Origin of the sequence: Millisia brevis NBRC 105863, assembly GCF_001552615.1 — a bacterium.
Lineage (GTDB): Bacteria > Actinomycetota > Actinomycetes > Mycobacteriales > Mycobacteriaceae > Millisia > Millisia brevis.
The window spans coordinates 14,131-36,647 of the sequence record NZ_BCRN01000002.1 but is presented as its reverse complement, the minus strand read 5'-3'; the positions used below and the strand labels follow the sequence as shown (position 1 = coordinate 36,647).

Below are 22,517 nucleotides of genomic sequence, written 5' to 3'. Positions count from 1 at the left end.
ATCGGCGGGTGACAAATGTCAGGGGTCCGGGCGAGGCCCACCCGTCGGGCTGGGCCACCGGTCGGGCGGGGCCACCGGTCGGGCGGTGCGCGGCCCGCCGGGCGGTGCGGTCGGTCAGGCGGTGCGGTCGGCGCGTGCGGTGGTGACGTCGCTGCCCACCGCGGCGGCCAGATCCGCGAAGCCCCCCTGCTTCAGCTTCGCGGCGATCCCCTTGTTGATCCGTCGAATCCAGAACGGGCCGCCGTAGATGAAGCCGGTGTAGCCCTGGACCAGCGTCGCCCCGGCGGTGATGCGCTCCCAGGCCTGTTCGGGCGTTTCGATCCCACCGACCGAAATCAGCACCAGCCGGTCGCCGACGCGGGCGCGCAGCCGGCGCAGCACCTCGACGGAGCGTGCCGCCACCGGCGGGCCCGACAGACCCCCGGCGCCGATGCGTTCGACATCGGCCCGATGGGTGCGCAACCCCTCGCGGCCGATCGTGGTGTTGGTCGCGACGATGCCCGCGAGGTCGAGTTCGACGGCGAGATCGGCGATCGCGTCGACATCCGCATCGCTGAGATCCGGCGCGATCTTGACCAGCACCGGCGCCGACGACATCTCGCGCACGGTGGTCAGCAGCGGCCGCAGCGACTCGATCGCCTGCAGGTCCCGCAGCCCCGGAGTGTTGGGGGAGCTGACGTTGACGACCAGGAAGTCGGCGAGGGGGGAGAGCAACGTGGTGCTCGACAGGTAGTCCGCCGACGCCTGCTCGAGCGGAACCACCTTGGTCTTGCCGATGTTGATGCCGATCGGGATACCACCGCGGCGACGACGCAGATTGTTCGCCGCGTGGCCGGCGCCGTGGTTGTTGAAGCCCATCCGGTTGATCAGCGCCCGGTCGGCGGGCAGCCGGAACAGCCGCGGCATCGGATTGCCGGGCTGACCGTCCGCGGTGACCGTCCCGACCTCGGCGAAACCGAAGCCCAGCGCCCGCCAGGTGTCGACCCCGTCGGCGTTCTTGTCGAAGCCGGCCGCCAGGCCCACCGGATTGGGGAAGTCGACACCGAAGGCGCGCACCCGCAGCGACCGGTCGCGCACCGTCAACACCCGGGCCAGCACGGCGGCCGGGGGGCCGAACCGCCCCGACCCGCGCAGGACCGCGAACACCACCCGGTGGATGCGTTCGGGGTCGATCAGGAACATCACCTTGAGCAGGGCGCCGTAGAGCGCGTCGTAGATCATGATCTACTCGCCCACCGCGGTCGCCGTACCGCCGAGATCACCGTGGCCGGCGGCCTCACCGCGCTTGCGGCGACGGAGCAGGACGCGACGGCTGCCGTCGGTGTAGAGGCGCACCCGGGAGAGCTCCCAGCCGCCGAACTCCGCCTGGATCGCCAACCGCATCGACGCGGTCACCCGCGTCACGTCGGGGGGCAGCCGCAGCGGAATGTACTCGTAATCGTCGGACTGGGTCTCCCAGCCGGCCGGAACCGCTCGTCGACGTTCGAAGACCACGTCCCTCAGCTCCTCGTCGGAATACGTTGCAGACCGCCGCCTACCGCGGACCCGACGAACAGATCACCCGACTGCCGGTCGAAGACCAGCGAGTTCGGCTGCTGCACCGTTCGGAATCTGCGGCTTTCCACCGGAATGCCCTCGGAGATATCCCACTCGACCACTTCGTTGAGGCCGGTCACGGTCACCCATACCAGTCCCGTCCCGCTATCGTAGGCGACCGCGAACGGCCCGTCCGGGACCGGAAAGCGCTGCCGCAGCACCAGGGGGTCGTCGGTGAAGACCAGCAGCTCCCCGTCGCGCACGTCGGTGGAGACGATCGTGCCGTCCGCGGAGCCGACCGCGGTGCCCACACCTTCGCCCGCGCGCAACGCCGGCCCGGCCCGGTTGTCGTCGAGATCGACCGACCGCACCGACGACTGCACCCGGTCGATCACCGAGACCGCCTCCGGGCGCGCGAGGATCCGATCGATACCGCCGAGCCCGGTGATCGTCCGTTCGGCGCTGCCGTCCGCGTTGATCAGGTGCACCGCGCCGTCGTCCGTGCCGATCGCGTAGCCGTCACCCCAGGCGGCCGCTGCGGTCGGGGTCGCGTCGGTGTCGGGATCGATCGTGCTCAGCGCGCCGGACGCCGGGTCGAGGACGTCGACGCCGGCGTCGGTGACGATCAGCACCGTGCCGTTGGGGCCGGCGGAGATCGACCGCGCCGAGTCGGGGGCGTTGACCACCCGGGTCGGGGTGGTCGGGTCGGCGCGGTTGTACACCGCCAGCTGTCGGCGATCGTTCAGCAGCGCCACCAGCTGATCCGAGCCCTCGTCGCCGACCATCTCGACGATCGTGGGTGCCTCGGCGACGGTGCCGTCCGGCAACCGGGTCGGCGCGGGCGAGGTGACCGGATCGGCGGCGACCACACCCAGGTCCCCGGCGACGGTCGTGTCCTGCTCGGTGGTGTCGGTGGTCCCCGACGACCCGCACGCGGTCACGATCGCCAACACCATCGCAATCGGTGCGAGAACGCGTGCTCCCGGTCCTCGCCGCCGTGTGTGCACCCTTCGGCCTCCTTCTTCCCGTACGTCGCTGTTCTTCCGTGCCGGGTCCGTGCCCGGCGCTGCTGCTGTGGTCACCGCGCCGCGGTCACCGGCTGACATCGTCGAGGGCCGCCGTGATCGCCGCCGGCAGGGAGACGTCGTCGGCGGCGAGGATGCCGGTCAGCTGGCCGATATCGCGCGGCCCGACGATGACGCTGCTCACGCCCGGTCGATCGCGCACCCAGGCCAGGGCGACCGCCAGCGGCGATGTCCCCAGCCCGTCGGCGGCGGTGGCGACCGCCTCGACCACGTTCGATCCGAATCGGGTCAGATAGGGCTGCACCGATAGTCCGGCCGTCGGATCGGCGCCCCGCGAATCCGCCGGAATCCCCTTGCGGTACTTGCCGGTCAACACGCCGGCGGCCAACGGGGACACCGCCAACACCCCGACCCGGTGGTGATCGGCCGCGGGCAGCAACTCCGCCTCCGCGCGACGATCGAGCAGCGAGTATCGGGTCTGGGCGGCGACCGGACGCCCGGCGATCGACTCGGCGTGGCCGACCGCGGTCGCCAGCTGCCAGCCGGCGTGATCGCGGATGCCCACGTAGCGGGCCCGGCCGGAGCGCACCGCGATCTCGAGGGCGGAGGCGACCTCCTCGTCCTCGATCGTCGGATCGGGACCCGCGACACTCCACAGATCGACATGATCGGTACCGAGTTCGGCGAGCGTCGCGTCGAGCCCGGACAACAGCGCGGCACGCGAGTTGTCCGCGGCGGCGGCCGGGGCCGGTCGCCATCCGGCCGAGGCGCTGATCACCAACCGGTCGCGGGGGACGACGTCGTCGATCAATTCCGCGAGCGTGCGCTGGGCCCGTCCCTGGCCGTAGTGCGCGGCGGTGTCGACGAGAGTTCCGCCCGCGTCGACGAAGGACGCGAGCTGCGCCGCCGCGATGTCACCGTCGATCACGGTGCCCCAGTCGGCGGTCCCGAGTCCGATCGTCGAGACCCGAAGACCGCTGCCGCCCACCGCTCGTCGGTCCATCCCTGCCGCATCCGTCCCGGTCGGGCCGCACGTCATCGCGACGGCGGCACTCGATGTTGCCCGGATGAAGCGTACGGTGCCGGCACCCGGTACCGTCTGCACGGCCGCCCGCGACCGACCGCATGTCCGAGCGGTCGATAGTGGCCGTCGGCGACATTTCCCTATCTCGAACTCGAAAGCGAGGCGGTTGGTGGACGAATCGATGACCTGGTTGCAGGCGATCGTGTTGGGGGCGACGCAGGGGCTGACCGAGTTCCTGCCGGTGTCGTCCTCCGGGCATCTGCGGATCGTCTCCGAGGTCTTCTTCGGCTCGGACGCGGGCGCCTCCTTCACCGCGGTCACCCAATTGGGGACCGAAGCGGCGGTGCTGCTCTACTTCGCCAGGGATATCGCGCGGATCGTCATGGCCTGGTTCCGCGGCCTGTTCGACCGGCACCAGCGCGACAACCTGGACTACCGCATCGGCTGGTATGTGATCATCGCCACGATCCCGATCGGCTTGCTCGGCTACGTCTTCCGCGACGAGATCCGCACCGGCGCCCGCAACCTGTGGCTGGTCGCCACGATGCTGATCGTCTTCGCCATCGTGATCGCCGCCGCGGAGAAGATCGGCTCCAAGCGTCGCCCGATCGAGAAGCTGACCGCCAAGGACGGCATCCTGATGGGCCTCGGCCAGTGCCTGGCGCTGATCCCGGGGGTGTCCCGCTCCGGCGCGACCTCCTCGGTCGGCCTCTTCCTCGGCCTCAAGCGCGAGGCGGCGGTGCGATTTTCGTTCCTGCTGGCGATCCCGGCGGTCACCGCATCGGGGCTGTTCTCCCTCCCGGACGCCTTCCAACCGTCGGGTGCGGGGTTGCAGGCCTCCGGCGCCCAACTTCTGGTGGCGACCCTGGTGTCGTTCGGATTGGGCTACGCGTCGATCGCCTGGCTGCTGCGGTTCGTCGCCAACCACTCGATGTACTGGTTTGCCGGCTACCGCATCATCGTCGGCGTCGCGGTGATGATTCTGCTGGCGACCGGCACCGTTGCGGCGACCTGACCACACCCGGTGCAAGCTGGGCCGAACAGGTGCCGGGCCTGCGGCCGGCTGGGCCGAACAGGCGCCGGCCTCCGGCCGGCTAGGCTGAACGCATGACGGTGATCCTGCTGCGGCACGGTCGGTCGACCGCCAATACCGGACACGTATTGGCCGGTCGAACGGCCGGTGTCGAGCTGGACGAGCGGGGCCGCGGCCAGGCTCGCGACGTGGTGACTCGGCTGGCCGACGTGCGGATCGACGCGATCGTGCGCTCCCCGCTGGTGCGCTGCGAGCAGACGGTCGGGCCGCTCGCGGCCGAGCGCGGCCTCGAGGTCGGAGTCGACGAACGGCTGATCGAGGTCGACTACGGATCGTGGACCGGCCGCACGATCGGCGAACTGGTGAAGGAACCGCTGTGGCGGGTGGTCCAGGATCATCCGTCCGCAGCGATCTTCCCCGAGGGTGAGGGTCTGGCCGCCGTGCAGGCGCGGGCGGTCGCCGCGGTCCGCGAGATCGACGCACGACTGCGCGAACGGCTCGAACGCGAACCGGTCTGGGTGGCCTGCTCGCACGGGGACGTCATCAAGGCGCTGATCGCCGACGCCCTGGGCACCCACCTCGACTCGTTCCAGCGCATCGTGGCCGATCCCGCCTCGATGTCGGTGCTGCGCTATACCGCGACGCGCCCCTTCGTCCTGGGGATGAACCTGCAGGGTGGCGAGTTGCCGTCGGCGCTGCGGACCCCGGAGAAACCACCGGCGGGAGTCGATATCGCCACATTGCCCGATCCGCCGGAGCACCCGCCGGCGCCGGCGGTGGAGGTCCCGGAAGGTGACGCCGTTCCCGGAGGTGGGAGATAGGCAGCATCGCTCTCGGTCGGCAACTAATCTGACAACAGTCGCCCAATCACAACCCGAGGTTCGGAGGTGCGAGGTGGCCCGCGCCATACATGTCTTCCGCTCACCCGACCGTTTCGTGGCCGGGACGGTAGGTGAACCGGGGGATCGGGAGTTCTATCTGCAGGCGGTGCACCGGGCCCGGGTGATCAGCGTCGTCCTGGAAAAGCAGCAGGTCCAGGTCCTGGCCGACCGCGTCGATCAGCTGCTCGACGAGGTGGCCCGGCGGTTCGGCACCGACGTGCCGCCGCAGAGCCCGGAGGTCGGCGATACCGATCCCTTGGTCGCGCCGATCGACGCGGAATTCCGGGTCGGCACGATGGGCCTCGGGTGGGATGCCGACGCGCAGGCGGTCGTGGTCGAACTGTTGGCGGTCTCCGAAACCGAGGTCGACGAATCGGTCGTCCTCGCCGACGGCGACGAGGGCCCCGACGCCATGCGAGTCTTCCTCACACCGGCTCAGGCCCGCGAATTCGCCACCCGCAGCGAACGTGTGGTCGCCGCCGGCCGGCGCGCCTGCCCGCTGTGCGGGGAACCGCTCGCCCCCGAGGGGCATATGTGCATCCGCTTGAACGGATATCGACGCGATGCGGTCGCCTTCGCGTTCGAATCCGATTCCGACGATGAGCCCGACGACGACGCCGGTGAGTGAGGCGTTCGCGTCCGGTACCCCCGACCCCACGGGCGGCGAGCACATCCCCACCGCGCTGGCGTCCGGTGTGCTGCGCCCGTTGGGACGGCTGAACACCGCGAGCAATGTCACGTTGCTGTGCGAGGTCGACGGTGGTGACGGGCTGCGGGCGGTCTACAAGCCGGTGCGCGGCGAGGCGCCGCTGTGGGATTTCCCCGACGGCACCCTGGCCGGACGCGAAGTCGCCGCCTACCGCATCTCGGAGGCCCTGGGGTGGGGGATCGTGCCGCCGACGATCCTGCGGGACGGGCCGGTCGGGCCGGGGATGGTCCAGCGGTGGATCGACACCGACGACCTCGAGGACCCCGCCGCCCCCGACGACGCCGATGACCCCGCCGACACTGCTGACACCGACGATGCCGGGGGCCCGAAGCTCGACCCGGTCGACCTGTGCCCGGCCGGCGAGATTCCGGCCGGCTGGATTCCAATTCTGGAGGCTGTGGACCAGCACGACCGACCTATCGTTCTGGTACATGCCGACCTGCCGGAACTGCGTCGGATGGCCGTCTTCGACGTGCTGATCAACAACGCGGATCGCAAGGGCGGGCACGTCCTTCGGGATGCGAGCGGCCGGATCTTCGGCATCGATCACGGGGTGACCCTGCACAGCCGAAACAAGCTGCGGACGGTCCTGTGGGGCTGGGCCGGCACCCCGATCGACCCGGAGACCGTCGCGGACATCCGACGGCTGGTGGACCGGATCGACAACGGCCTCGGCGAGGAATTGGACGAGTACCTCACCGAGGCGGAGGTCGCCGCCCTGTGGATGCGGGCCTCGGAACTGGTGGAGACGCCGGTCATGCCGCTGCCACCGAGCTCTCGGCCGATCCCGTGGCCGGCCTTCTGACCGCTACATTGGATTCCATGCGCTCCTGGTCCGAAGTCGAAATCCCCACCGTCGCCCGCTCCGGGGAGTCCGCGACGGTCGACTCGGGGGCGGCACTTCGCTTGTACGACAGTGCCGATCGCGCCGTGCGCCCGGTGGCGGCGGGCCCGGACGCCGGCATGTACGTCTGCGGCATCACCCCGTACGACGCCACCCATCTCGGCCATGCGGCGACCTACGTCACGTTCGACGTGATCAACCGGGTGCTGCGTGACGCGGGCCATCGGGTGACCTACGTGCAGAACGTCACCGATGTGGACGATCCGCTCTTCGAGCGCGCCGAACGCGACGGCGTCGACTGGCGCACCCTCGGCGACCAGCAGACCGACCTGTTCCGGTCGGATATGGAGGCGCTGCGCGTGGTTCCGCCGGCCGAGTACGTCGGGGCGACCGATGCGATCGACGAGGTGGTCGCGGTCATCGAGAAGCTCCTCGCCGGCGGCGCGGCCTATGTGGTGGACGATCCGGCGTATCCGGACGTCTACTACCGGTACGACGCCACCGAGCAGTTCGGCTACGAATCCGGCTTCGACCGGGCGACGATGGACACCCTCTTCGCCGAGCGCGGCGGCGACCCGGACCGGCCGGGCAAGCGCGATCCGCTCGACGCCCTGCTGTGGCGGGCGCACCGCGAGGGCGAGCCGTCCTGGCCCGCCCCCTTCGGCGCCGGCAGGCCGGGCTGGCATATCGAGTGTTCGGCGATGGCGGTCAACCGGCTCGGCTTCGGGTTCGACATCCAGGGTGGTGGCTCGGACCTGATCTTCCCGCATCACGAGTTCTCCGCCGCGCACGCCGAGGCGGCCGAGTCGTCGAGTGACGGTGGACGTTTCGCTCGGCACTATGTGCACGCCGGCATGATCGGCTACCAGGGCACCAAGATGTCCAAGAGCCTGGGCAATCTGGTCCTGGTCTCGCAATTGACCGCCCGCGGTGTCGATCCCGCGGCGATTCGGTTGGCGCTCTACGCCGACCACTACCGGTCCAACCGCGAATGGACCGACACACTTCTCGAGCAGGCGATCGAACGGCTGGCGCTGTGGCGCGCCGCGTTCGCGTTGCCGTCCGCGCAACCGGCCGACGAGGCGATCGAGCGGCTGCGCCGACACCTCGCCGACGATCTCGACACCCCTGCGGCCCTCGACACCGTCGACGCCTGGGCTCGCCACGCCCTGGCGGCCGGCGGACCCGATGCCGAGGCTCCGCGTCGGATGGGCGAGGCGGTCGACGCGCTGCTCGGCGTCCTGCCCGCCTGATCGTTCTTCGCTCATTCGAGCGGGAATTCTCGAACGACAAGGAACCCGCACGGTCGAGGCGACCGTGCGGGTCCGTTGTTCGATCGGACGGGTGCTGCGTCAGCAGCCGGCGCTACCGGTCGGGATGCCGAGGGCACACCAGAACGGCTTCGTCGCACCGGGTTCCGCCGGCGCGGGGGTGGTCCCTCCCGGCGCGGCGCCGGTGGGCAGGGTGATATCGCGCGGCGGAGCGACGACGCGGATATTGCCCCCGGGACCGCCGGGGTCGGTGCAGACCGCCTGCATCGAGAACGTTCCGTTGGTGCGACCCCAGTTGATGGTCACCGCCCCCAGTGGGTTGACGAACACCTTGTCGCTCTCGGCGAAGAACGGTGTCATCTGCTGGATCCAGCACTGCGGTACCGCACCGCTGGAGGTGTTGACCCCGGTGAAGTCGGCCCGGATGTTGTTGCCATCGGCCGTCAGAGTGGCGGTGCCGTTCTGGACGACCGCGCCGGCGGTGGCGGGTGTGGTGAGAAGAAGTGCTGCGCCCAGGGAGGCGGCAGCGGCGGCGGATTTCGCGAGTGATGTCATGGCTGATCCCAGGTGTCGAGCCTCGTACGCCGCGTGACGTCCCGTCGACCCCTCGGGTGCGGTCGACGGTCCGCCACGGGCGTCGGGTCGTCGGGCGACATCGGGTGACCACCCGATGACATCCGCTGCCGTCCCGGCGGCCCGAGATGCGCGATCGGAAGCGCATCCGAGATCAGTGTGCGATCACCGCGGTCGGGTGGCCGGCGTAGCCGAATACGTGCATTTCGGACATACAGCCGCCCCGCTACCTGTCCGGACCCTTCGTTTTCGAACGGGACCGCTCGTCGTCGGCGGGGAGCCGACCCGATCCGGCGTCCGCGGGTCAGTCGTCGGCGACGGTGACCGTGACGTCGATATTGCCGCGGGTGGCGTTCGAGTACGGACATACCTGGTGTAGGTTCTCGGATTCGGTGTCAGTTTCTCAATTTCATGTCAGTCGCCTGTCAGCGGCGTGTCGGTTTCTCAAATTCGTGTCAGTAGCGGGACCCTGAAAAAGTGCCCCGGACCAGCGAGGTTGAGGTCAGGTACGTGCAGGAATCAGGTGATCCTGTCGCGACGACCCTCGCTGCGGCAGATCCCTATCGGATGATCCTGGGCCTGCCGGTACGGAAAGTCCGCAGTCACCCCCATCAGCGCCACTATTCCGGGATGTTCTGGTCGGCCACCAACCGTGGCCACGTCCTCTACGAGAGCCGACTCGAACTGGACCGGTTGTGGCTGGCGGACTACGCACCGGAAGTGGTGCGGATCGCCGCACAGCCGATGTGGCTGTGCGGCCCGGACGGGAAGACCATGCGTCGGCATGCGCCCGATCTGCTGCTCCAACGCACAGACGGCGGATTCACGGTCGTCGACGTCAAACCCGCCGAGTTCGCCCGTCGCGACGCAGTTGCGCAGGTGTTCGCCTGGACCGAACGACTGTGTTCGAGTCGGGGCTGGTCGTATGAAGTGTGGACCGGTGCAAACCCAGTAGTGCTGGCGAACCTCCGAATCCTCGGGGGCGCTCGTCGTAGCGAGTGGATCGACCCCGCGGTGATGAGGGCACTCGACAGCGTCGCAGTGCCCGGGATGACCCTCGACGACCTCGCCGCATCGGTGAACAGGCCCGGCTCGCGAATCGCGGTGCTGGCGAAGCTGTGGTCCGGTCTGTGGTCGGTGGACCTGACGGTGCCGCTGTCCGGACAGTCGCAGGTGTCCGGTGTAAGGAGCACGCCGTGACCAACATCGTCGAACTACGTGCAGGAATCAAGGTCTGGCTCGACGGCTGCTCATGGGAAGTCGTGGCGCTGCAGGGACACGATGTCACCCTCCGGTCCGGAGAGCGGATGCAGCGTGTCGCGGTCACCGAGATCGCGGCACGGGGAACAGCGATCTCACCGCCGGACGACACCGCCTCCGCTGACCCTGCTGCCGTAGTGCTCTCCTCGCTGACCGCAACCCAGATTCAGGAACTGGAAACACGAGCCGAACACGTCCGCGGCATCCTGACCGAGGTTGCGACCTCCGGCGCCGAACTCGAATCGGTGTTGGCCACCAGAGCGGCGGAACTTCACGTCTCTGTGCGCACCCTGTACCGCTGGATCGCCGGATACCGCGCGGCAGGAGTTGCCGGACTCACGGACAGTCGGATCCGTAGCCGCTACGCCACCAGTGTCGATCACCGGTGGGACGCAGCATGTGTGCGGGTGCTCGATAGGTACGTCACCGTCTCGACCCCGACGATCGGCGCGGTCATCGATGCCGTTGCCAAGGACCTGGAAGCAGAATTCGGGCCGGGCATGGTGCCGTTGCCCTCCCTGAGCACGGCATACCGGCGGGTGAAGACATTGTCGAAGGGGCGGCACGCGTTCGGTAGCGCGAAAGGCCGGCGGTCGGTGGCGGACCGGCCCCGCGGTGTCCTCGGCCGACTGCGCGCGACCCGTCCGGGGGAGTACGTGGTGCTCGATACCACCGCGCTGGATGTGTTCGCGATGGAACCGGTCACCATGCGCTGGGTTGGGGTGGAGTTGACCGTGGCGATGGACCTGTTCACCCGCTGCATCCTCGGACTGCGCCTGACACCGCTATCGACGCGGTCCCAGGACGTGGCGAATGTGCTGTACCAGTGCATCACTCCCGCCCGCGACACCGACCCGACTGCGGATCAACTCTGGCCGTATCACGGGGTGCCGCGAAACCTGCTCGTCGGCACCGAGTCCCCGGACGGGATCTCCCAGCGACGCGTCGGGGATCTACCGGCATGTCTGCCCGAGGCGATCGTCGTCGATCACGGCAAGCAGTACCTGTCCTCTCATGTGATCGGAGTCTGCGCCCGACTGGGTATCACCGTTCAGCCGGCGATCCCGCACAAGCCCACCGACAAACCCACCGTCGAACGCTTCTTCCGCACCCTGCGCGAATCACTGCTACAGCACCTGCCCGCCTACAAGGGCCCGGACGTGTACTCACGGGGCAAAGACGTCGAAGACGCCGCGTTCTACTACGCCAGCGAACTCGAGCAGATCATCCGGGAATGGGTGGGCCGGGTCTATCACCACACCCGACATGACGGGCTGTGCGTGCCGGAACTGCCGCGGGTGGGGTTTTCGCCGAGCGAGATGTTCGAGATCGGGGTCGCCAAATCGGGTGGTCTGCTGTTGCCGGCGAATCCGGATCTGGCGTATGAGTTCCTCGATGTGCGTTGGCGTACGATCCAGCACTACGGCGTCGAGGTCGACGGACTGCGTTACGACGGATCCGGGCTCACCTTGTATCGCACCACCCGTTCGCCGTATGGCGGTGTGCACGCCGGCAAGTGGCCGATCTTCGTCGACAATCACGACATCCGGCACGCCTGGTTCCAGGACCCGGACAGCCACCGTTGGCATCAGTTGGTGTGGGAGCACGGCGCTTGCCTGAACCAGCCGTTCAGCAGGGACGCCGCCGACTACGCCAAACGCATCGCCGTGCGCGAGCATCGCCACTTCGATCCCGCCGCCGCGGTACGGGATCTGCTGCTCGCGTGGAGCCGAGACGACGTCGCGACACGCCGCGACCGCGCCCTGGCCCGCCGACTCAGTGCCCACCGCCCGCATCCGGAAACCGAAGGACAGCAGTCCGGTATCGACGACGAACGCGACACTGCGTCCGTGCCGGGCGTCGCCGAGCTGCTCGACGAACTCGCCACCAGTCGAACTCAACGGTTGGAGGTGGTCGACGACGTCGACGTATTCGACCGGTACTACGCGGAGCATCCCGACGAAGACGTGTTCGAGGTGTTCGACGAATGAACCCCTGGGCCACCTGGCTGGCAACGTATGGCACTGTCCGCTACCAGCTCTCCCGCAAACAGGGCTGGCACGCCTTCGTCACCGCCCCACCGCGTGAACCGTTCGAGGTCCTCTCCCGCACCGCGATGTCCCGACTGTCGCAGGAGGAGCTCGAGGACTACAACGAAGCCCGGATGGTGTGGAACGCGAACCTGCCGACGATCAAGACCAGCCAACTCGCCGCCGCCTACGGGATCTGCGATCAGGTGATGGCCTCGGCGTATCGGGACGGCGACAAGCTGCGCGGCTCGGTGGTCATCGACGCCGAACCCGGCCTCGGCAAGACCACCATCGCCACCCGCTATGCCCGCGACGTCCACCGGCGAGTTCTGCGCCGCGACGGACCCCTCACCGTGGAGGGGCATCAACGGTGGCCGGTGGCGTTCATCCCGCTCAGCGCCGGGGTCACCCTCAAAGGCCTCAATCAGCAGATCCTGCGGTTCTACGGCCATCCGGCCGTGGACCGTGCCTCCACCTCGAAACTCGGGGCCTTGGCGGTGGACTGTGTCACCTCCTGCGGTACCCGGTTGATCGTGCTCGACGATCTGCACTTCGTCGACTTCCGGCACCGCAACGGCCTGGAGGTATCGAACCATCTCAAGGGTTTGGCCAACGACATGGCCGCTACCTTCATTTACGTCGGGGTGAATCTGACCGCCAAACGCTTCTTCGACGAAGGCCTGCTCGGCGAGCACACCGTCTACGCCCAGACCAGCCGCCGCGCCACCCGCTGCCCGGTTGCCCCGTTCAGCATCGACACCGACACCGGGATGCGCGGCTGGCTCGCGCTGCTGCGCACCGCCGAAGAACACCTCACCCTCGCCGGCAGCCATGACGGGATGCTGTGCGAGCATGCTCGGCTGCTGCACCGCCGCACCCAGGGGCGGATCGCGTCGTTGACGAATCTGCTCGACCGGATCTCGTATCTCGCGATCGTCACCGGCGTCGAAGCCGTCACTGCTGAGTTGATTACGACCGCGACCGTCGACAATGCCAGCGAATCCGCCGCCCGCACCGGCTGATACCGGCTGGTCCCGCCCTGGCCGGCTCAGTGGTTGGGGAACCACTATGGCCACGATAAGAGTCGACCGGTGGCCGATCACCGTGCAACTACATCCCGCCGAGTATCTGCCGGGCTGGCTGATGCGCGTCGGCTGTCGCTACCAACTGACCCCGATCCAGATTTTGCGCGAGCTCCGTGTGCCGCGGAGCCCGACCGGATATCACCTCGTTCTCGAGCACCTGAGCCTGCACGCTCGGTGGATCGCCGCTCACCTCGGTGTCCCTGCCGGTGACCTGCGCGCCGCCCTGTGGGGCCGGCCGATCGATGCCGCCGCGGCACGGTACCTGGTGCACCACCGCCACATTCGGCCCGACCGGGGAGGATCGCGTTTCTGTGCCCGATGCCTGGCCGAACCCGATCCGTGGTGGCATGCAGGCTGGGCCAATCCGCTGCTGCCGCTCTGTGTACGCCACCAGGTGTATCTGCAGTCGACATGCGAAGGCTGCGGTCAGGTGCCGTGGACAGGAACGGCGTGGATGAGCGCTCTGGCCCCGCCGTGGCAGTGCCCGCAGCGCCATGCTCGCGAACCGCAACGCCCGGGGCGTGTGAGACCGTTCTGCCGATACGACCTGCGTGACGCTGCTGTCCTCGCTGCACCGGCGAAGCTGTGTCATGCCCAGCAGAATCTGATCGAGTTCGCTGCCCTCGCCGACCTTCAGCCGAGCCGACAGTTGCGCTACGGCACCACCGACATGCCCATCACCGAGGTGCTCGACGAGCTGTGCCGTCGATTCGTCGACACGATCGGCTCTCCCGTGCGAGGACCTGGCGACCGGCCTGGACAGTCTGAGCAAGGCGATCCTCCCGCGAGGCAGAACTGGCATGCGACCCGTTGGCCGTTCCAGGCTGGGAGCCAGCCGGCCAGTCTGTGAACGTCCCTTGAGTCGTGACGAGCCGGTCCGAGAATCCGCCAGCCGTCATCATTCGCGACCGTTGTCGGAGTCCGCACTGGCGGAGTAGAACGCGCGTTGTCCCGCTCCCTCCGCTTGATTAATCATGTTTCCTCAATATCATCGTTTTATGACGATGAATGAGCGAGCGACGACCTGCTTCGGTGAAAGTCTCGACTCTGCAGCAGCGTTGTTCCACAGTCTCTCCGACGGCACCCGCCTGGCCATCGTGCGCCGCCTCGCCGCCGGGGAATCCCGAGTAGCGGACCTGGTCGGCGAGCTGGGATTGGCGCAATCGACAGTGTCGGCGCACGTGGCATGCCTGCGGGACTGCGGCCTGGTGCAAGGCCGCCCGCAGGGCCGGCAGGTGTTCTACTCGCTGGCCCGACTGGAACTGCTCGACCTGCTGGCCTCGGCCGAAACCCTCCTGGCCGCCACGGGCAACGCCGTCGCGCTGTGCCCGAACTACGGCACCGACACCGACACGGGAGTGACGGCATGAGCGACGCCTGCGGATGCGGCCCCGACGAACCCCGCGTCGAGGGCGAAGACGACCAGGAGCCCGACAAGTGGTGGCAGGTCACCGAGATCCGGGCGGCCGCCGCCGCGGGTGTCCTGCTGATTGCGGCCCTGATCGTCCGCGTCACCGGTGGGCCCGACGCTCTCGGGACGGGCTTCGAGGCGGTGGCGCTGGTCGTCGCCGGCTACACCTTCGTCCCCTCGACCCTCAAGCGGCTGGCCCGCGGCAAGATCGGGGTCGGGACCCTGATGACGATCGCTGCCGTCGGCGCCGTGCTGCTCGGCGAGGTCGGCGAAGCCGCGATGCTCGCGTTCCTGTTCGCCATCAGTGAGGGTCTCGAAGAGTACGCGGTCACTCGCACCCGACGGGGCCTGCGCGCCCTGCTGAATCTGGTGCCGGACACTGCCACCGTCCTGCGCGGCGGCCGTGAACAGACCGTCGCCCCCGCGGAGTTGGGGCTCGGGGAGATCATGATCGTCAAACCCGGGGAGCGGCTCGCCACCGACGGCACCATCCGCACCGGGCGCACCGCCCTGGACACCTCCGCGATCACCGGGGAATCGGTGCCGGTCGAGGCCGGACTGGGCTCCGAGGTGTTCGCCGGGTCGATCAACGGCACCGGCGTGCTCGAGGTCGAGGTCACCGCCGGCGCGCAGGACAACTCGCTGGCCAAGATCGTGAAAATCGTGGAGGCCGAGCAATCCCGCAAGGGCGAGGCCCAGCGTCTGGCCGACAAGATCGCCAAGCCCCTGGTGCCGGGAGTGATGGTTGCCGCGGCGTTGATCGCCGCGATCGGCAGCGTATTCGGTGATCCGCTGGTGTGGATCGAACGCGCCCTCGTCGTGCTGGTCGCCGCGTCCCCGTGTGCGCTGGCCATCGCGATCCCGGTGACCGTGGTCGCCGCGATCGGCGCCGCCTCCAAGCTCGGCGTCCTGGTCAAGGGCGGGGCCGCCCTCGAAGCGTTGGGCCGTATCCGCACCGTCGCGCTGGACAAGACCGGCACCCTGACCCGCAACCGACCCGAGGTCATCGACGTCGCCACCACCGGCGACGCCACCCGCGCCGACGTCATGAACGTCGCCGCCGCACTCGAGGCCCGCAGCGAACACCCCCTCGCCACAGCGATCCTCGCCGCCGTCGACGACTACACACCAGCCGAGGACGTCGACGCGGTCCCCGGCGCCGGACTGACCGGACACCTCGACGGCACCCCCGCCCGTCTGGGCCGGCCGGGGTGGATCGACCCCGGCCCCCTCGCCGCCGATATCGAGCGGATGCAGCACGCCGGAGCCACCGCGGTGCTCATCGAACGCGGCGGCACCCTGATCGGGGCGATCTCGGTGCGCGACGAACTGCGCCCCGAGGCCCGCGACGTGGTTGCTGGGCTACGCCGCGACGGTTACACCGTGGCGATGCTCACCGGCGACAACGAGCGCACCGCACGCGCGTTGGCCGCCGACGTCGGTATCGACGAGGTGCACGCGGACCTGCGTCCGGAGGACAAGGCCCGCATCGTGCACACCCTCCGCAAGACGCGGCCGACGGCGATGGTCGGCGACGGCGTCAACGACGCCCCCGCCTTGGCGACCGCCGACCTGGGTATCGCGATGGGCGCGATGGGCACCGACGTGGCCATCGAGACCGCCGACGTCGCTTTGATGGGTGAGGACCTGCGGCACCTGCCGCAAGCCCTGCAGCATGCCCGGCGGTCACGGACGATCATGTTGCAGAACGTCGGCCTCTCGCTGGCGATCATCACCGTCCTGATGCCGCTGGCGCTGTTCGGGGTACTCGGCCTGGCGGCGGTTGTCCTGGTTCACGAGGTCGCCGAGATCATCGTGATCGCCAACGGGGTCCGCGCCGGACGCGCTCGCCCCCTGACAATCTCCGGATCGGCGGCACCTGCGTCGAATCCTGGGGTACGAGAATCCTTTTCTTCCTGAAGGGCCTTCCATGAGTCCAATGCCTGCAACTGTCCGAGCCTGGTATGCCGCGGAGATGACCGCCGCTCGACACACTCACACTGCAGCCGAGCGGTGGACCCATCTCGAACGCGCGCACATCCTGTCGCAGCCCTACCCGTGGCCGCACACTCGCAATCACCTCGCCATGCTCGGTCTCGCGGTGCGTCAACGCGACCGTCGCGAAGCCCTTGGGCAGATCATCCGGATCATGGTTGCTGCCCCCGGTTCCGCGCTCGGGGGTTACCCCGAAGGCAACACCGGCCGCGTCGCTGCAGGGTTGATGACCCCCATGCCGATTCCCGCCGATCTGACCGACGTCCTCACTGGCACAGCGTGATCCGAATCGTGGCTTCAGGCATGTCTCACACGAACGACATGAGTGGACGACCCGGCCCGGTGCTGGCGGATCAACGCACCGGTGCCGGATGCCGTTCGGCCAGCTGTCCCAACGCGGTGATTCCGACCGGTTCGCTGACGGCCAGCGGAATCACCGCACACCGATTGGCGAGTTCGTCCCGGACCGTGTCGATCTGCTCGAGTTCGGCAACCGCTCGCTGCCGCAGCAGCGGCGCGGTGGGCGCCGCCGCGGCCAGGGAATTGTTGACCACCCACCCCCACGGCTCGATACCAGCGCGCCGCAGATCATCCTGCAAACCGGCCGCCTCGAGCACCGGGGTGGTCTCGGCAAGAGTGACCAGCACAATCTTGGTCTGCGCCGGGTCCTGCAGCCGCATCAGCGGGGTGGTGAAGCGCCCGCCATCGCCCATCTGCCGGGCGATCTCCCGGTGATACGACCCGGTCGCATCGAGCAACAGCAGGGTATGCCCGGTGGGGGCGGTATCGACGACGACGAACTTGCGGCGTGATTCGTGAATCACCTTCGAAAAGGCCTGGAACACCGCGACCTCCTCGGTGCACGGGGAGAGCAGGTCCTCGGCGAGAGTGGCGCGGCCGGCCTCATCGAGCCCGGCGCCCTTGGTAGCCAGCACCTGGTCTCGGTAGGTCTCGCTCGCCTCATGAGGGTCGATGCGGGACACCTCGAGGTGATCGAGCTCCCCGGCGAGAGTCTCGGTCAGATGCGCGGCGGGGTCGGTGGTGGTCAGATGCACATCGTGGCCACGGCAGGCCAGGGCCACCGCGATCGCGGCGGCAACAGTGGTTTTGCCGACCCCGCCTTTGCCCATGCACATCACCAGTCCGGGCCCGTCGGCCTCGATCGCATCGACCAGATCCGCTAACGGGGCCTCGGCGACCGCGGCAAGCCCCGGATCGGTCCCGGTGGTCATTGCCGTGGTGGTGGTGGTGGTGTCGAACAGGGTGCTCAAAGCGTCGAGGCCGACCATGTTGACCGGCTTGAGTTCCACCAGATCGGTGGGCAGCGCGGCGATCGCGGCGCCGCGACCCGCCAGTGCGGCCTGTTCACGCTGGTACACGGCGGTAGCCAGCGGGTCGGTGTCGTCGGCCGGGTCGGGCAGCACGCCGTTGACGACCACATGCTGTCTCGTCATGCCGATCGCGGCGAGTTCGCTGTGGGTGCGGGCGATCTCGGCCAGAGCGGCGCGGTTCGCGCGTGCCACGAGCACCAGGCGGGTGCGGCCGGGGTCTGACAACGCCTCGACCGCGCCGGCGTACATGGCTTTCTGCTTGTCGAGCCCGGCCAGCGGTCCGAGGCAGGACGCGTCGCCCTTGCCGTGGTCGAGGAATTCGGTCCAGTTACCGGGCAGTTGCAGCAGCCGGATGGTATGGCCGGTGGGGGCGGTGTCGAACAGCACGTGATCGAACCCGGCGACCCGGCCGTCGGGATCGGTAAGCAGCGAGGTGAATTCGTCGAACGAGGCGACTTCGGTGGTGCACGAGCCGGACAGCTGTTCGGTGATCGAGGCGATCTCCGCCTCCGGGAGCAGTCCGCGGACAGGGCCGACGATCCGTTCGCGGTAGGCGGCGGCGGCCTCCTCGGGGTCGATCTCGAGCGCGCAGAGCCCCGGCACCGCGGGGACCTCGGTGATCGTGTTGCCGATGCTCAGACCGAAGACCTGCCCGACATTGGAGGCGGGGTCGGTCGAGACGAGCAGCACCTTCTTTCCGGCCCGGGCCAGGCGCACCGCCGACGCGCACGCGATGGAGGTCTTACCGACCCCACCTTTACCGGTGAAGAACACGAACCGGGGCGGGTCGGTCAGGAACGTGAGGTCGGCGGCAGCCATGAAAACAGGTACTCCTCGTCGGACGGGTATCGGCGGGCGGGATACGGATCTACATGGTCAGCAGCAGGTGGACTCGCCCGGGGTGCAGCAGGAGTCGCTGTCGTCGGCGAGCCCGAGCATCGTCACCCCGGACGGCGGCGCGGGTACCTCGAGGCCGGCCCAGGTGGCGAGCTCGGTGCGGGTCGGGTAGCGCCCGGTAGCGACGGTGACGTCGTCGACGAGCACGAGCGGCAGCCCGTCCGATCCGGCGAGTTCGAGGAATTTCTTGACGGTCTCGTTGTGGGCGAACGCGAGCGGGTCGTTGGCCAGGTTGTGGCGGGTGATGGCGGCGCCCTGCTCGGTCAGCGCGGCCATGTCGGCGGTGAAGGTGACCAGGTTCTGGTCGAGGTCCTCGCCGCACACGCCGGTGTTGCAGCACAGGGCCGGTTCGAAGACTGCGATGGTGCTCATAGGTATCAGGTATTCCTTCAGTGCTCGAGGGCGAACAGAGTTTCCGGGACGAACTCGGTTATCGGGCGTCGGCGTCGGAAAGCAGCCGGGTAGCGAGCTCCTCGACGCGGACGGCGATGTCATCGCGCACCAGGCGCATCCGCTCGATGCCGTCGATGCCGCGCTCGGACGGCTCATCGGTGTCCCAGTTCTCCACGCGTACCCCGGCGGGCGCATCGACGCGGGCTTCGCCGCCGAGGGTGACCACCAGGTCGACTTCGGTGAGGAGCTGCGGGTCGATCGGCTTGGGATACTCACCTGCGATGGGGGCGCCGACCTCGCCGAGGACCTGCATCGACAGTGCGTTCAGCGACGATCCGGGCGTGGTGCCGGCGGAATGGACAGCGATCCGGTCGCCTGTGGTCTTACGCATGAGGGCGGCAGCCATCTGGGATTTGCCGCCGTTCTTGACACACACGAACAGCACCGAAGCAGTGGGCACGAGAGTGGTCCTTCCCGAGGTTCTCGGATTGACTACTGAATTGATGACAGTCAATATAGACGCATGTCGAATCAGCTGTCGAGTGAGACCGAGCCGTGCTGCCCACCGCTCGCACGGGAGCCTCTCACCTCCGATTGGGCCGGCGATCTGGCCCGCATGTTCAAAGCGCTCGGTGATCCGGTGCGGCTGCGCATGCTCAGCATGATCGCCAGCCACCAGGGCGGGGAGAGCTGTGTGTGCGACATCAGCCCCGCCTTCGACCTGTCGCAACCGACCATCTCACATCACCTCAAGGTGCTGCGCGAAGCCGGACTGCTCGACTGTGAGCGCCGCGGCACCTGGGTGTACTACCGGGTGATCCCCGCCGCCCTCGAGCAACTCTCCGCGGTGCTCGCCACCGAATCCGGGGTGTTGCCAGGGTCGGCCTGCACCTGCACCTGCGCCCCGACCGAAGCCCTTCAGGAGATCGTCTCGTGACCACCACCGAACACCGGTCCGTCGCCGGCAAGATGTCGGTCCTCGACCGGTTCCTGGCCGTGTGGATCGGCATCGCCATGGTCGCCGGTCTGCTGCTCGGCCGCCTCATACCTGGGCTCGGCGACGCACTGAGCGTCATCGAGATCGACAACATCTCCCTGCCGATCGCCCTCGGTCTGTTGATCATGATGTACCCGGTGCTCGCGAAGGTGCGCTACGACCGCCTCGACACCGTCACGGGCGATCGCAAGCTGCTGATCTCCTCGCTGATCCTCAACTGGGTGCTCGGCCCGGCATTGATGTTCGCCCTCGCCTGGCTGCTGCTGCCCGACCTGCCCGAGTATCGCACCGGCCTGATCATCGTCGGCCTGGCTCGCTGCATCGCGATGGTCATCATCTGGAACGACCTCGCCTGCGGCGACCGCGAAGCCGCCGCCGTACTGGTTGCGATCAACTCGATGTTCCAGGTGATCATGTTCGCGGTGCTCGGCTGGTTCTACCTGTCGGTCCTGCCCGGCTGGCTCGGTCTCGAACAGACCACCCTCGATGTCTCGCCGTGGCAGATCGCCAAGTCGGTGCTGATCTTCCTCGGTATCCCGCTCGTCGCCGGTTTCTTGACCCGCCATTTCGGCGAGAAGGCCAAGGGCCGCGAGTGGTACGAGGAGACGTTCCTGCCGAAGATCGGTCCGTGGGCGCTCTACGGGCTGCTGTTCACGATCGTGATCCTGTTCGCGCTGCAGGGCGAGCAGATCACCTCGCAGCCGTGGGACGTGGTGCGGATTGCGTTGCCGCTGCTCGCGTACTTCATCCTCATGTGGGGCGGCGGGTTCCTGTTCGGTGCGGCGGTCGGGCTCGGTTACGAGCGCACCACCACGCTCGCGTTCACCGCCGCCGGAAACAACTTCGAGCTCGCCATCGCCGTCGCGATCGGCACCTTCGGGGTCACCTCCGGTCAGGCGTTGGCCGGGGTGGTGGGCCCGCTCATCGAGGTGCCCGTTCTTGTTGCTCTGATCTACGTCTCGCTTGCTCTGCGGAAGCGTTTCACCCGTTCGTCTGCCCCCGCTGTGTCGTAAGGACCGCCCACGTCAGGAGATGTCGATGTCCCAGCACGCTGCTCAGCCGGAACTACTGATGCCTCAGGCGGTGCTGCACCGCAGCGCCGAACATCTCGCCGAGAAGTATGCCGGGGTGTTCTCGGCGCAGACCGTCGAGCGGATGGTGTTCGAGTCGTATGCGGCGCTGCGGCGCACCGCCAAGATCCACACTCACCTGCCCTCGCTGGCCACCCGCTTCGCGGGCGAACGCCTCACGGCTCTGGCGCAGGCCGAGGGCGCCGTGCCGAAGGATGTGCCGGAGGTGCTGTTCGTGTGCGTGCGCAACAGCGGACGCTCGCAGATGGCCGCGGCACTGCTGGCCCATCACGGCGCCGGGCGGGTGCACGTGCGCTCCGCCGGATCGGCTCCTGCGGCGGCGATTCATCCTGTCGTGGTCGAGGCGATGGCCGAGATCGGGCTCGATCTCGGCGGCGAATATCCCAAACCCCTGACCGACGATGTGGTGGCAGCCGCCGATGTGGTGATCACCATGGGGTGCGGTGATGCGTGCGCGGTGTATCCGGGTAAGCGCTACCTCGACTGGTCGTTGATCGATCCGGACGACGAGTCGCTGGGCACGGTGCGCACCATCCGCGACGATATCGACACTCGCGTGCGGGCTTTGCTGGCGGAACTCGACACCGTTTCTGCCTGAATTCGCTTCGAAAGGACGTCTGTTTTCATGACCACTGATTCCTCGACCGACCGCACACCCTCGGTGTTGTTCGTGTGTGTGCACAACGCGGGCCGTTCCCAGATGGCCGCGGGGTTCCTCACTGCGCTGGTCGGCGACCGGGTCGAGGTCCGCTCCGCAGGCTCTGCTCCGGCCGAGCAGGTCAACCCGGCCGCCGTCGAGGCGATGGCCGAGGTGGGTATCGACATTTCCGCGCAGAACCCGAAGATTCTCACCGTCGATGCGGTGCAGGCCTCCGATGTGGTGATCACGATGGGGTGCGGCGACACGTGCCCGGTGTTTCCGGGCACCTCGTATCGGGATTGGGTGCTCGAGGATCCAGCCGGTCGAGGGGTCGAGGCGGTGCGTCCGATCCGCGACGAGATCAAAGCCAAGGTGGAGGCGCTGATCGCCGAGCTCGTTCCCGACGGCGCCCACGCCTGACAGGGGTGGGCGCCGATGACAACAAACATGACGGAGGCGTTCAGTCCCTCGAGTCGAGGGTCCGCGCTCGG

The 22,517-nt window shown here is 68.3% G+C and carries 24 protein-coding genes and 1 pseudogene; 16 read left to right on the top strand and 9 right to left on the bottom strand.

The features are described 5' to 3' along the window. Positions 1 to 114 precede the first annotated feature (114 nt). The 4 genes from MB1_RS02960 to MB1_RS02945 all read right to left on the bottom strand — a co-directional run bounded on the left by MB1_RS02960 (position 115) and on the right by MB1_RS02945 (position 3,564). Positions 115 to 1,221 (bottom strand): quinone-dependent dihydroorotate dehydrogenase, encoded by a 1,107-nt coding sequence (locus MB1_RS02960; protein ID WP_084350737.1) that lies wholly within the window; start codon positions 1,219 to 1,221, stop codon positions 115 to 117. Positions 1,222 to 1,224: 3 nt separating this feature from the next. Then, a complete protein-coding gene (locus MB1_RS02955) occupies positions 1,225 to 1,494 on the bottom strand; it encodes a DUF5703 family protein (RefSeq protein WP_066903574.1) in 270 nt (89 codons plus the stop codon). Positions 1,495 to 1,499: 5 nt separating this feature from the next. After that, positions 1,500 to 2,492 carry a YncE family protein gene (locus MB1_RS02950; RefSeq protein ID WP_066903572.1) on the bottom strand — a complete coding sequence of 331 codons (993 nt, stop codon included), beginning with the start codon at positions 2,490 to 2,492 and terminating at the stop codon, positions 1,500 to 1,502. A 136-nt stretch (positions 2,493 to 2,628) separates the two neighbouring features. Further along, positions 2,629 to 3,564 carry an aldo/keto reductase gene (locus MB1_RS02945; RefSeq protein WP_066904118.1) on the bottom strand — a complete coding sequence of 312 codons (936 nt, stop codon included), beginning with the start codon at positions 3,562 to 3,564 and terminating at the stop codon, positions 2,629 to 2,631. 190 nt (positions 3,565 to 3,754) lie between these two features. Between MB1_RS02945 and MB1_RS02940 the strand changes: the two genes are divergently transcribed. From MB1_RS02940 to mshC, 5 genes are all read left to right on the top strand, one after another. After that, on the top strand, positions 3,755 to 4,600 hold the full coding sequence (locus tag MB1_RS02940) for an undecaprenyl-diphosphate phosphatase (protein WP_174531930.1): 846 nt from the start codon (positions 3,755 to 3,757) through the stop codon (positions 4,598 to 4,600). A 92-nt stretch (positions 4,601 to 4,692) separates the two neighbouring features. Beyond that, positions 4,693 to 5,439, top strand: a complete 747-nt coding sequence (locus MB1_RS02935) for an MSMEG_4193 family putative phosphomutase (protein WP_066903570.1) — start codon at positions 4,693 to 4,695, stop codon at positions 5,437 to 5,439. A 73-nt stretch (positions 5,440 to 5,512) separates the two neighbouring features. Next, complete coding sequence (locus tag MB1_RS02930; protein ID WP_066903567.1) at positions 5,513 to 6,127, top strand: DUF3090 domain-containing protein; 615 nt, start codon at positions 5,513 to 5,515, stop codon at positions 6,125 to 6,127. Beyond that, positions 6,099 to 7,013 carry an SCO1664 family protein gene (locus MB1_RS02925; protein WP_084350735.1) on the top strand — a complete coding sequence of 305 codons (915 nt, stop codon included), beginning with the start codon at positions 6,099 to 6,101 and terminating at the stop codon, positions 7,011 to 7,013. Before MB1_RS02930 ends, MB1_RS02925 begins: the two co-directional genes overlap by 29 nt. Before the next feature lie 17 nt (positions 7,014 to 7,030). Next, positions 7,031 to 8,305, top strand: a complete 1,275-nt coding sequence (gene mshC, locus MB1_RS02920) for a cysteine--1-D-myo-inosityl 2-amino-2-deoxy-alpha-D-glucopyranoside ligase (protein ID WP_066904112.1) — start codon at positions 7,031 to 7,033, stop codon at positions 8,303 to 8,305. Positions 8,306 to 8,404: 99 nt separating this feature from the next. Here mshC and MB1_RS02915 read toward each other — a convergent pair whose 3' ends face one another. Both MB1_RS02915 and MB1_RS26445 read right to left on the bottom strand, forming a co-directional pair. Then, complete coding sequence (locus MB1_RS02915; protein WP_066903565.1) at positions 8,405 to 8,878, bottom strand: hypothetical protein; 474 nt, start codon at positions 8,876 to 8,878, stop codon at positions 8,405 to 8,407. Positions 8,879 to 9,200: 322 nt separating this feature from the next. After that, positions 9,201 to 9,284, bottom strand: a pseudogene (locus tag MB1_RS26445) (organic hydroperoxide resistance protein); the annotation flags it as partial. A gap of 179 nt (positions 9,285 to 9,463) precedes the next feature. Between MB1_RS26445 and MB1_RS02910 the strand changes: the two are divergent. From MB1_RS02910 to MB1_RS02880, 7 genes are all read left to right on the top strand, one after another. Further along, a complete protein-coding gene (locus MB1_RS02910) occupies positions 9,464 to 10,096 on the top strand; it encodes a TnsA-like heteromeric transposase endonuclease subunit (RefSeq protein ID WP_206037694.1) in 633 nt (210 codons plus the stop codon). Beyond that, positions 10,093 to 12,147 carry a TnsB C-terminal domain-containing protein gene (locus MB1_RS02905; RefSeq protein WP_172506154.1) on the top strand — a complete coding sequence of 685 codons (2,055 nt, stop codon included), beginning with the start codon at positions 10,093 to 10,095 and terminating at the stop codon, positions 12,145 to 12,147. The genes MB1_RS02910 and MB1_RS02905 overlap by 4 nt, the downstream gene beginning before the upstream one ends. Further along, positions 12,144 to 13,208: an ATP-binding protein gene (locus MB1_RS02900; protein ID WP_059384188.1), complete on the top strand. Its 1,065-nt coding sequence runs from the start codon at positions 12,144 to 12,146 to the stop codon at positions 13,206 to 13,208. The genes MB1_RS02905 and MB1_RS02900 overlap by 4 nt, the downstream gene beginning before the upstream one ends. Before the next feature lie 46 nt (positions 13,209 to 13,254). After that, positions 13,255 to 14,121, top strand: coding sequence for a TniQ family protein (locus tag MB1_RS24835; RefSeq protein ID WP_072738915.1), 867 nt, complete (start codon positions 13,255 to 13,257; stop codon positions 14,119 to 14,121). Positions 14,122 to 14,269: 148 nt separating this feature from the next. Then, positions 14,270 to 14,641 (top strand): ArsR/SmtB family transcription factor, encoded by a 372-nt coding sequence (locus MB1_RS02890; protein ID WP_054720048.1) that lies wholly within the window; start codon positions 14,270 to 14,272, stop codon positions 14,639 to 14,641. Then, a complete protein-coding gene (locus tag MB1_RS02885; protein ID WP_066903561.1) occupies positions 14,638 to 16,602 on the top strand; it encodes a heavy metal translocating P-type ATPase in 1,965 nt (654 codons plus the stop codon). Before MB1_RS02890 ends, MB1_RS02885 begins: the two co-directional genes overlap by 4 nt. 10 nt (positions 16,603 to 16,612) lie before the next feature. Further along, positions 16,613 to 16,960, top strand: coding sequence for a DUF3703 domain-containing protein (locus MB1_RS02880; protein WP_054720545.1), 348 nt, complete (start codon positions 16,613 to 16,615; stop codon positions 16,958 to 16,960). 70 nt (positions 16,961 to 17,030) lie between these two features. Here MB1_RS02880 and arsA read toward each other — a convergent pair whose 3' ends face one another. The 3 genes from arsA to MB1_RS02865 are packed head-to-tail and all read right to left on the bottom strand — an operon-like array spanning position 17,031 to position 19,758. Then, complete coding sequence (gene arsA, locus MB1_RS02875; protein WP_066903559.1) at positions 17,031 to 18,827, bottom strand: arsenical pump-driving ATPase; 1,797 nt, start codon at positions 18,825 to 18,827, stop codon at positions 17,031 to 17,033. A 57-nt stretch (positions 18,828 to 18,884) separates the two neighbouring features. After that, entirely contained in the window at positions 18,885 to 19,277 is a 393-nt protein-coding gene (gene arsD / locus MB1_RS02870; protein ID WP_064063745.1) for an arsenite efflux transporter metallochaperone ArsD, read from the bottom strand. 58 nt (positions 19,278 to 19,335) lie between these two features. Continuing rightward, positions 19,336 to 19,758 (bottom strand): arsenate-mycothiol transferase ArsC, encoded by a 423-nt coding sequence (locus MB1_RS02865; RefSeq protein WP_066903557.1) that lies wholly within the window; start codon positions 19,756 to 19,758, stop codon positions 19,336 to 19,338. Positions 19,759 to 19,821: 63 nt separating this feature from the next. Here MB1_RS02865 and MB1_RS02860 point away from each other — a divergent pair, with 63 nt between their 5' ends. Genes MB1_RS02860 through MB1_RS02845 form a run of 4 tightly spaced genes read left to right on the top strand, consistent with a single transcriptional unit; the run spans position 19,822 to position 22,446 of the window. After that, positions 19,822 to 20,235 (top strand): ArsR/SmtB family transcription factor, encoded by a 414-nt coding sequence (locus tag MB1_RS02860; RefSeq protein ID WP_064063743.1) that lies wholly within the window; start codon positions 19,822 to 19,824, stop codon positions 20,233 to 20,235. Positions 20,236 to 20,267: 32 nt separating this feature from the next. Beyond that, positions 20,268 to 21,308 (top strand): ACR3 family arsenite efflux transporter, encoded by a 1,041-nt coding sequence (arsB, locus tag MB1_RS02855; protein WP_064063801.1) that lies wholly within the window; start codon positions 20,268 to 20,270, stop codon positions 21,306 to 21,308. 25 nt (positions 21,309 to 21,333) lie between these two features. Then, entirely contained in the window at positions 21,334 to 21,984 is a 651-nt protein-coding gene (locus MB1_RS02850) for an arsenate reductase/protein-tyrosine-phosphatase family protein (protein WP_066904110.1), read from the top strand. Positions 21,985 to 22,011: 27 nt separating this feature from the next. Continuing rightward, on the top strand, positions 22,012 to 22,446 hold the full coding sequence (locus MB1_RS02845; RefSeq protein WP_066903555.1) for an arsenate reductase ArsC: 435 nt from the start codon (positions 22,012 to 22,014) through the stop codon (positions 22,444 to 22,446). The last annotated feature ends 71 nt before the right edge of the window (positions 22,447 to 22,517 follow it).

Coding starts and splice junctions, on each gene's coding strand:
- MB1_RS02960 (WP_084350737.1), bottom strand. CDS start 1,221: ATGATCTACGACGCGCTCTACGGCGCCCTGCTCAAGGTGATGTTCCTG.
- MB1_RS02950 (WP_066903572.1), bottom strand. CDS start 2,492: ATGGTGTTGGCGATCGTGACCGCGTGCGGGTCGTCGGGGACCACCGAC.
- MB1_RS02945 (WP_066904118.1), bottom strand. CDS start 3,564: ATGGACCGACGAGCGGTGGGCGGCAGCGGTCTTCGGGTCTCGACGATC.
- MB1_RS02935 (WP_066903570.1), top strand. CDS start 4,693: ATGACGGTGATCCTGCTGCGGCACGGTCGGTCGACCGCCAATACCGGA.
- MB1_RS02925 (WP_084350735.1), top strand. CDS start 6,099: ATGAGCCCGACGACGACGCCGGTGAGTGAGGCGTTCGCGTCCGGTACC.
- mshC (WP_066904112.1), top strand. CDS start 7,031: ATGCGCTCCTGGTCCGAAGTCGAAATCCCCACCGTCGCCCGCTCCGGG.
- MB1_RS02915 (WP_066903565.1), bottom strand. CDS start 8,878: ATGACATCACTCGCGAAATCCGCCGCCGCTGCCGCCTCCCTGGGCGCA.
- MB1_RS02910 (WP_206037694.1), top strand. CDS start 9,464: ATGATCCTGGGCCTGCCGGTACGGAAAGTCCGCAGTCACCCCCATCAG.
- MB1_RS02900 (WP_059384188.1), top strand. CDS start 12,144: ATGAACCCCTGGGCCACCTGGCTGGCAACGTATGGCACTGTCCGCTAC.
- MB1_RS24835 (WP_072738915.1), top strand. CDS start 13,255: ATGGCCACGATAAGAGTCGACCGGTGGCCGATCACCGTGCAACTACAT.
- MB1_RS02890 (WP_054720048.1), top strand. CDS start 14,270: ATGACGATGAATGAGCGAGCGACGACCTGCTTCGGTGAAAGTCTCGAC.
- MB1_RS02885 (WP_066903561.1), top strand. CDS start 14,638: ATGAGCGACGCCTGCGGATGCGGCCCCGACGAACCCCGCGTCGAGGGC.
- MB1_RS02880 (WP_054720545.1), top strand. CDS start 16,613: ATGAGTCCAATGCCTGCAACTGTCCGAGCCTGGTATGCCGCGGAGATG.
- arsA (WP_066903559.1), bottom strand. CDS start 18,827: ATGGCTGCCGCCGACCTCACGTTCCTGACCGACCCGCCCCGGTTCGTG.
- arsD (WP_064063745.1), bottom strand. CDS start 19,277: ATGAGCACCATCGCAGTCTTCGAACCGGCCCTGTGCTGCAACACCGGC.
- MB1_RS02860 (WP_064063743.1), top strand. CDS start 19,822: ATGTCGAATCAGCTGTCGAGTGAGACCGAGCCGTGCTGCCCACCGCTC.
- arsB (WP_064063801.1), top strand. CDS start 20,268: ATGTCGGTCCTCGACCGGTTCCTGGCCGTGTGGATCGGCATCGCCATG.
- MB1_RS02850 (WP_066904110.1), top strand. CDS start 21,334: ATGTCCCAGCACGCTGCTCAGCCGGAACTACTGATGCCTCAGGCGGTG.
- MB1_RS02845 (WP_066903555.1), top strand. CDS start 22,012: ATGACCACTGATTCCTCGACCGACCGCACACCCTCGGTGTTGTTCGTG.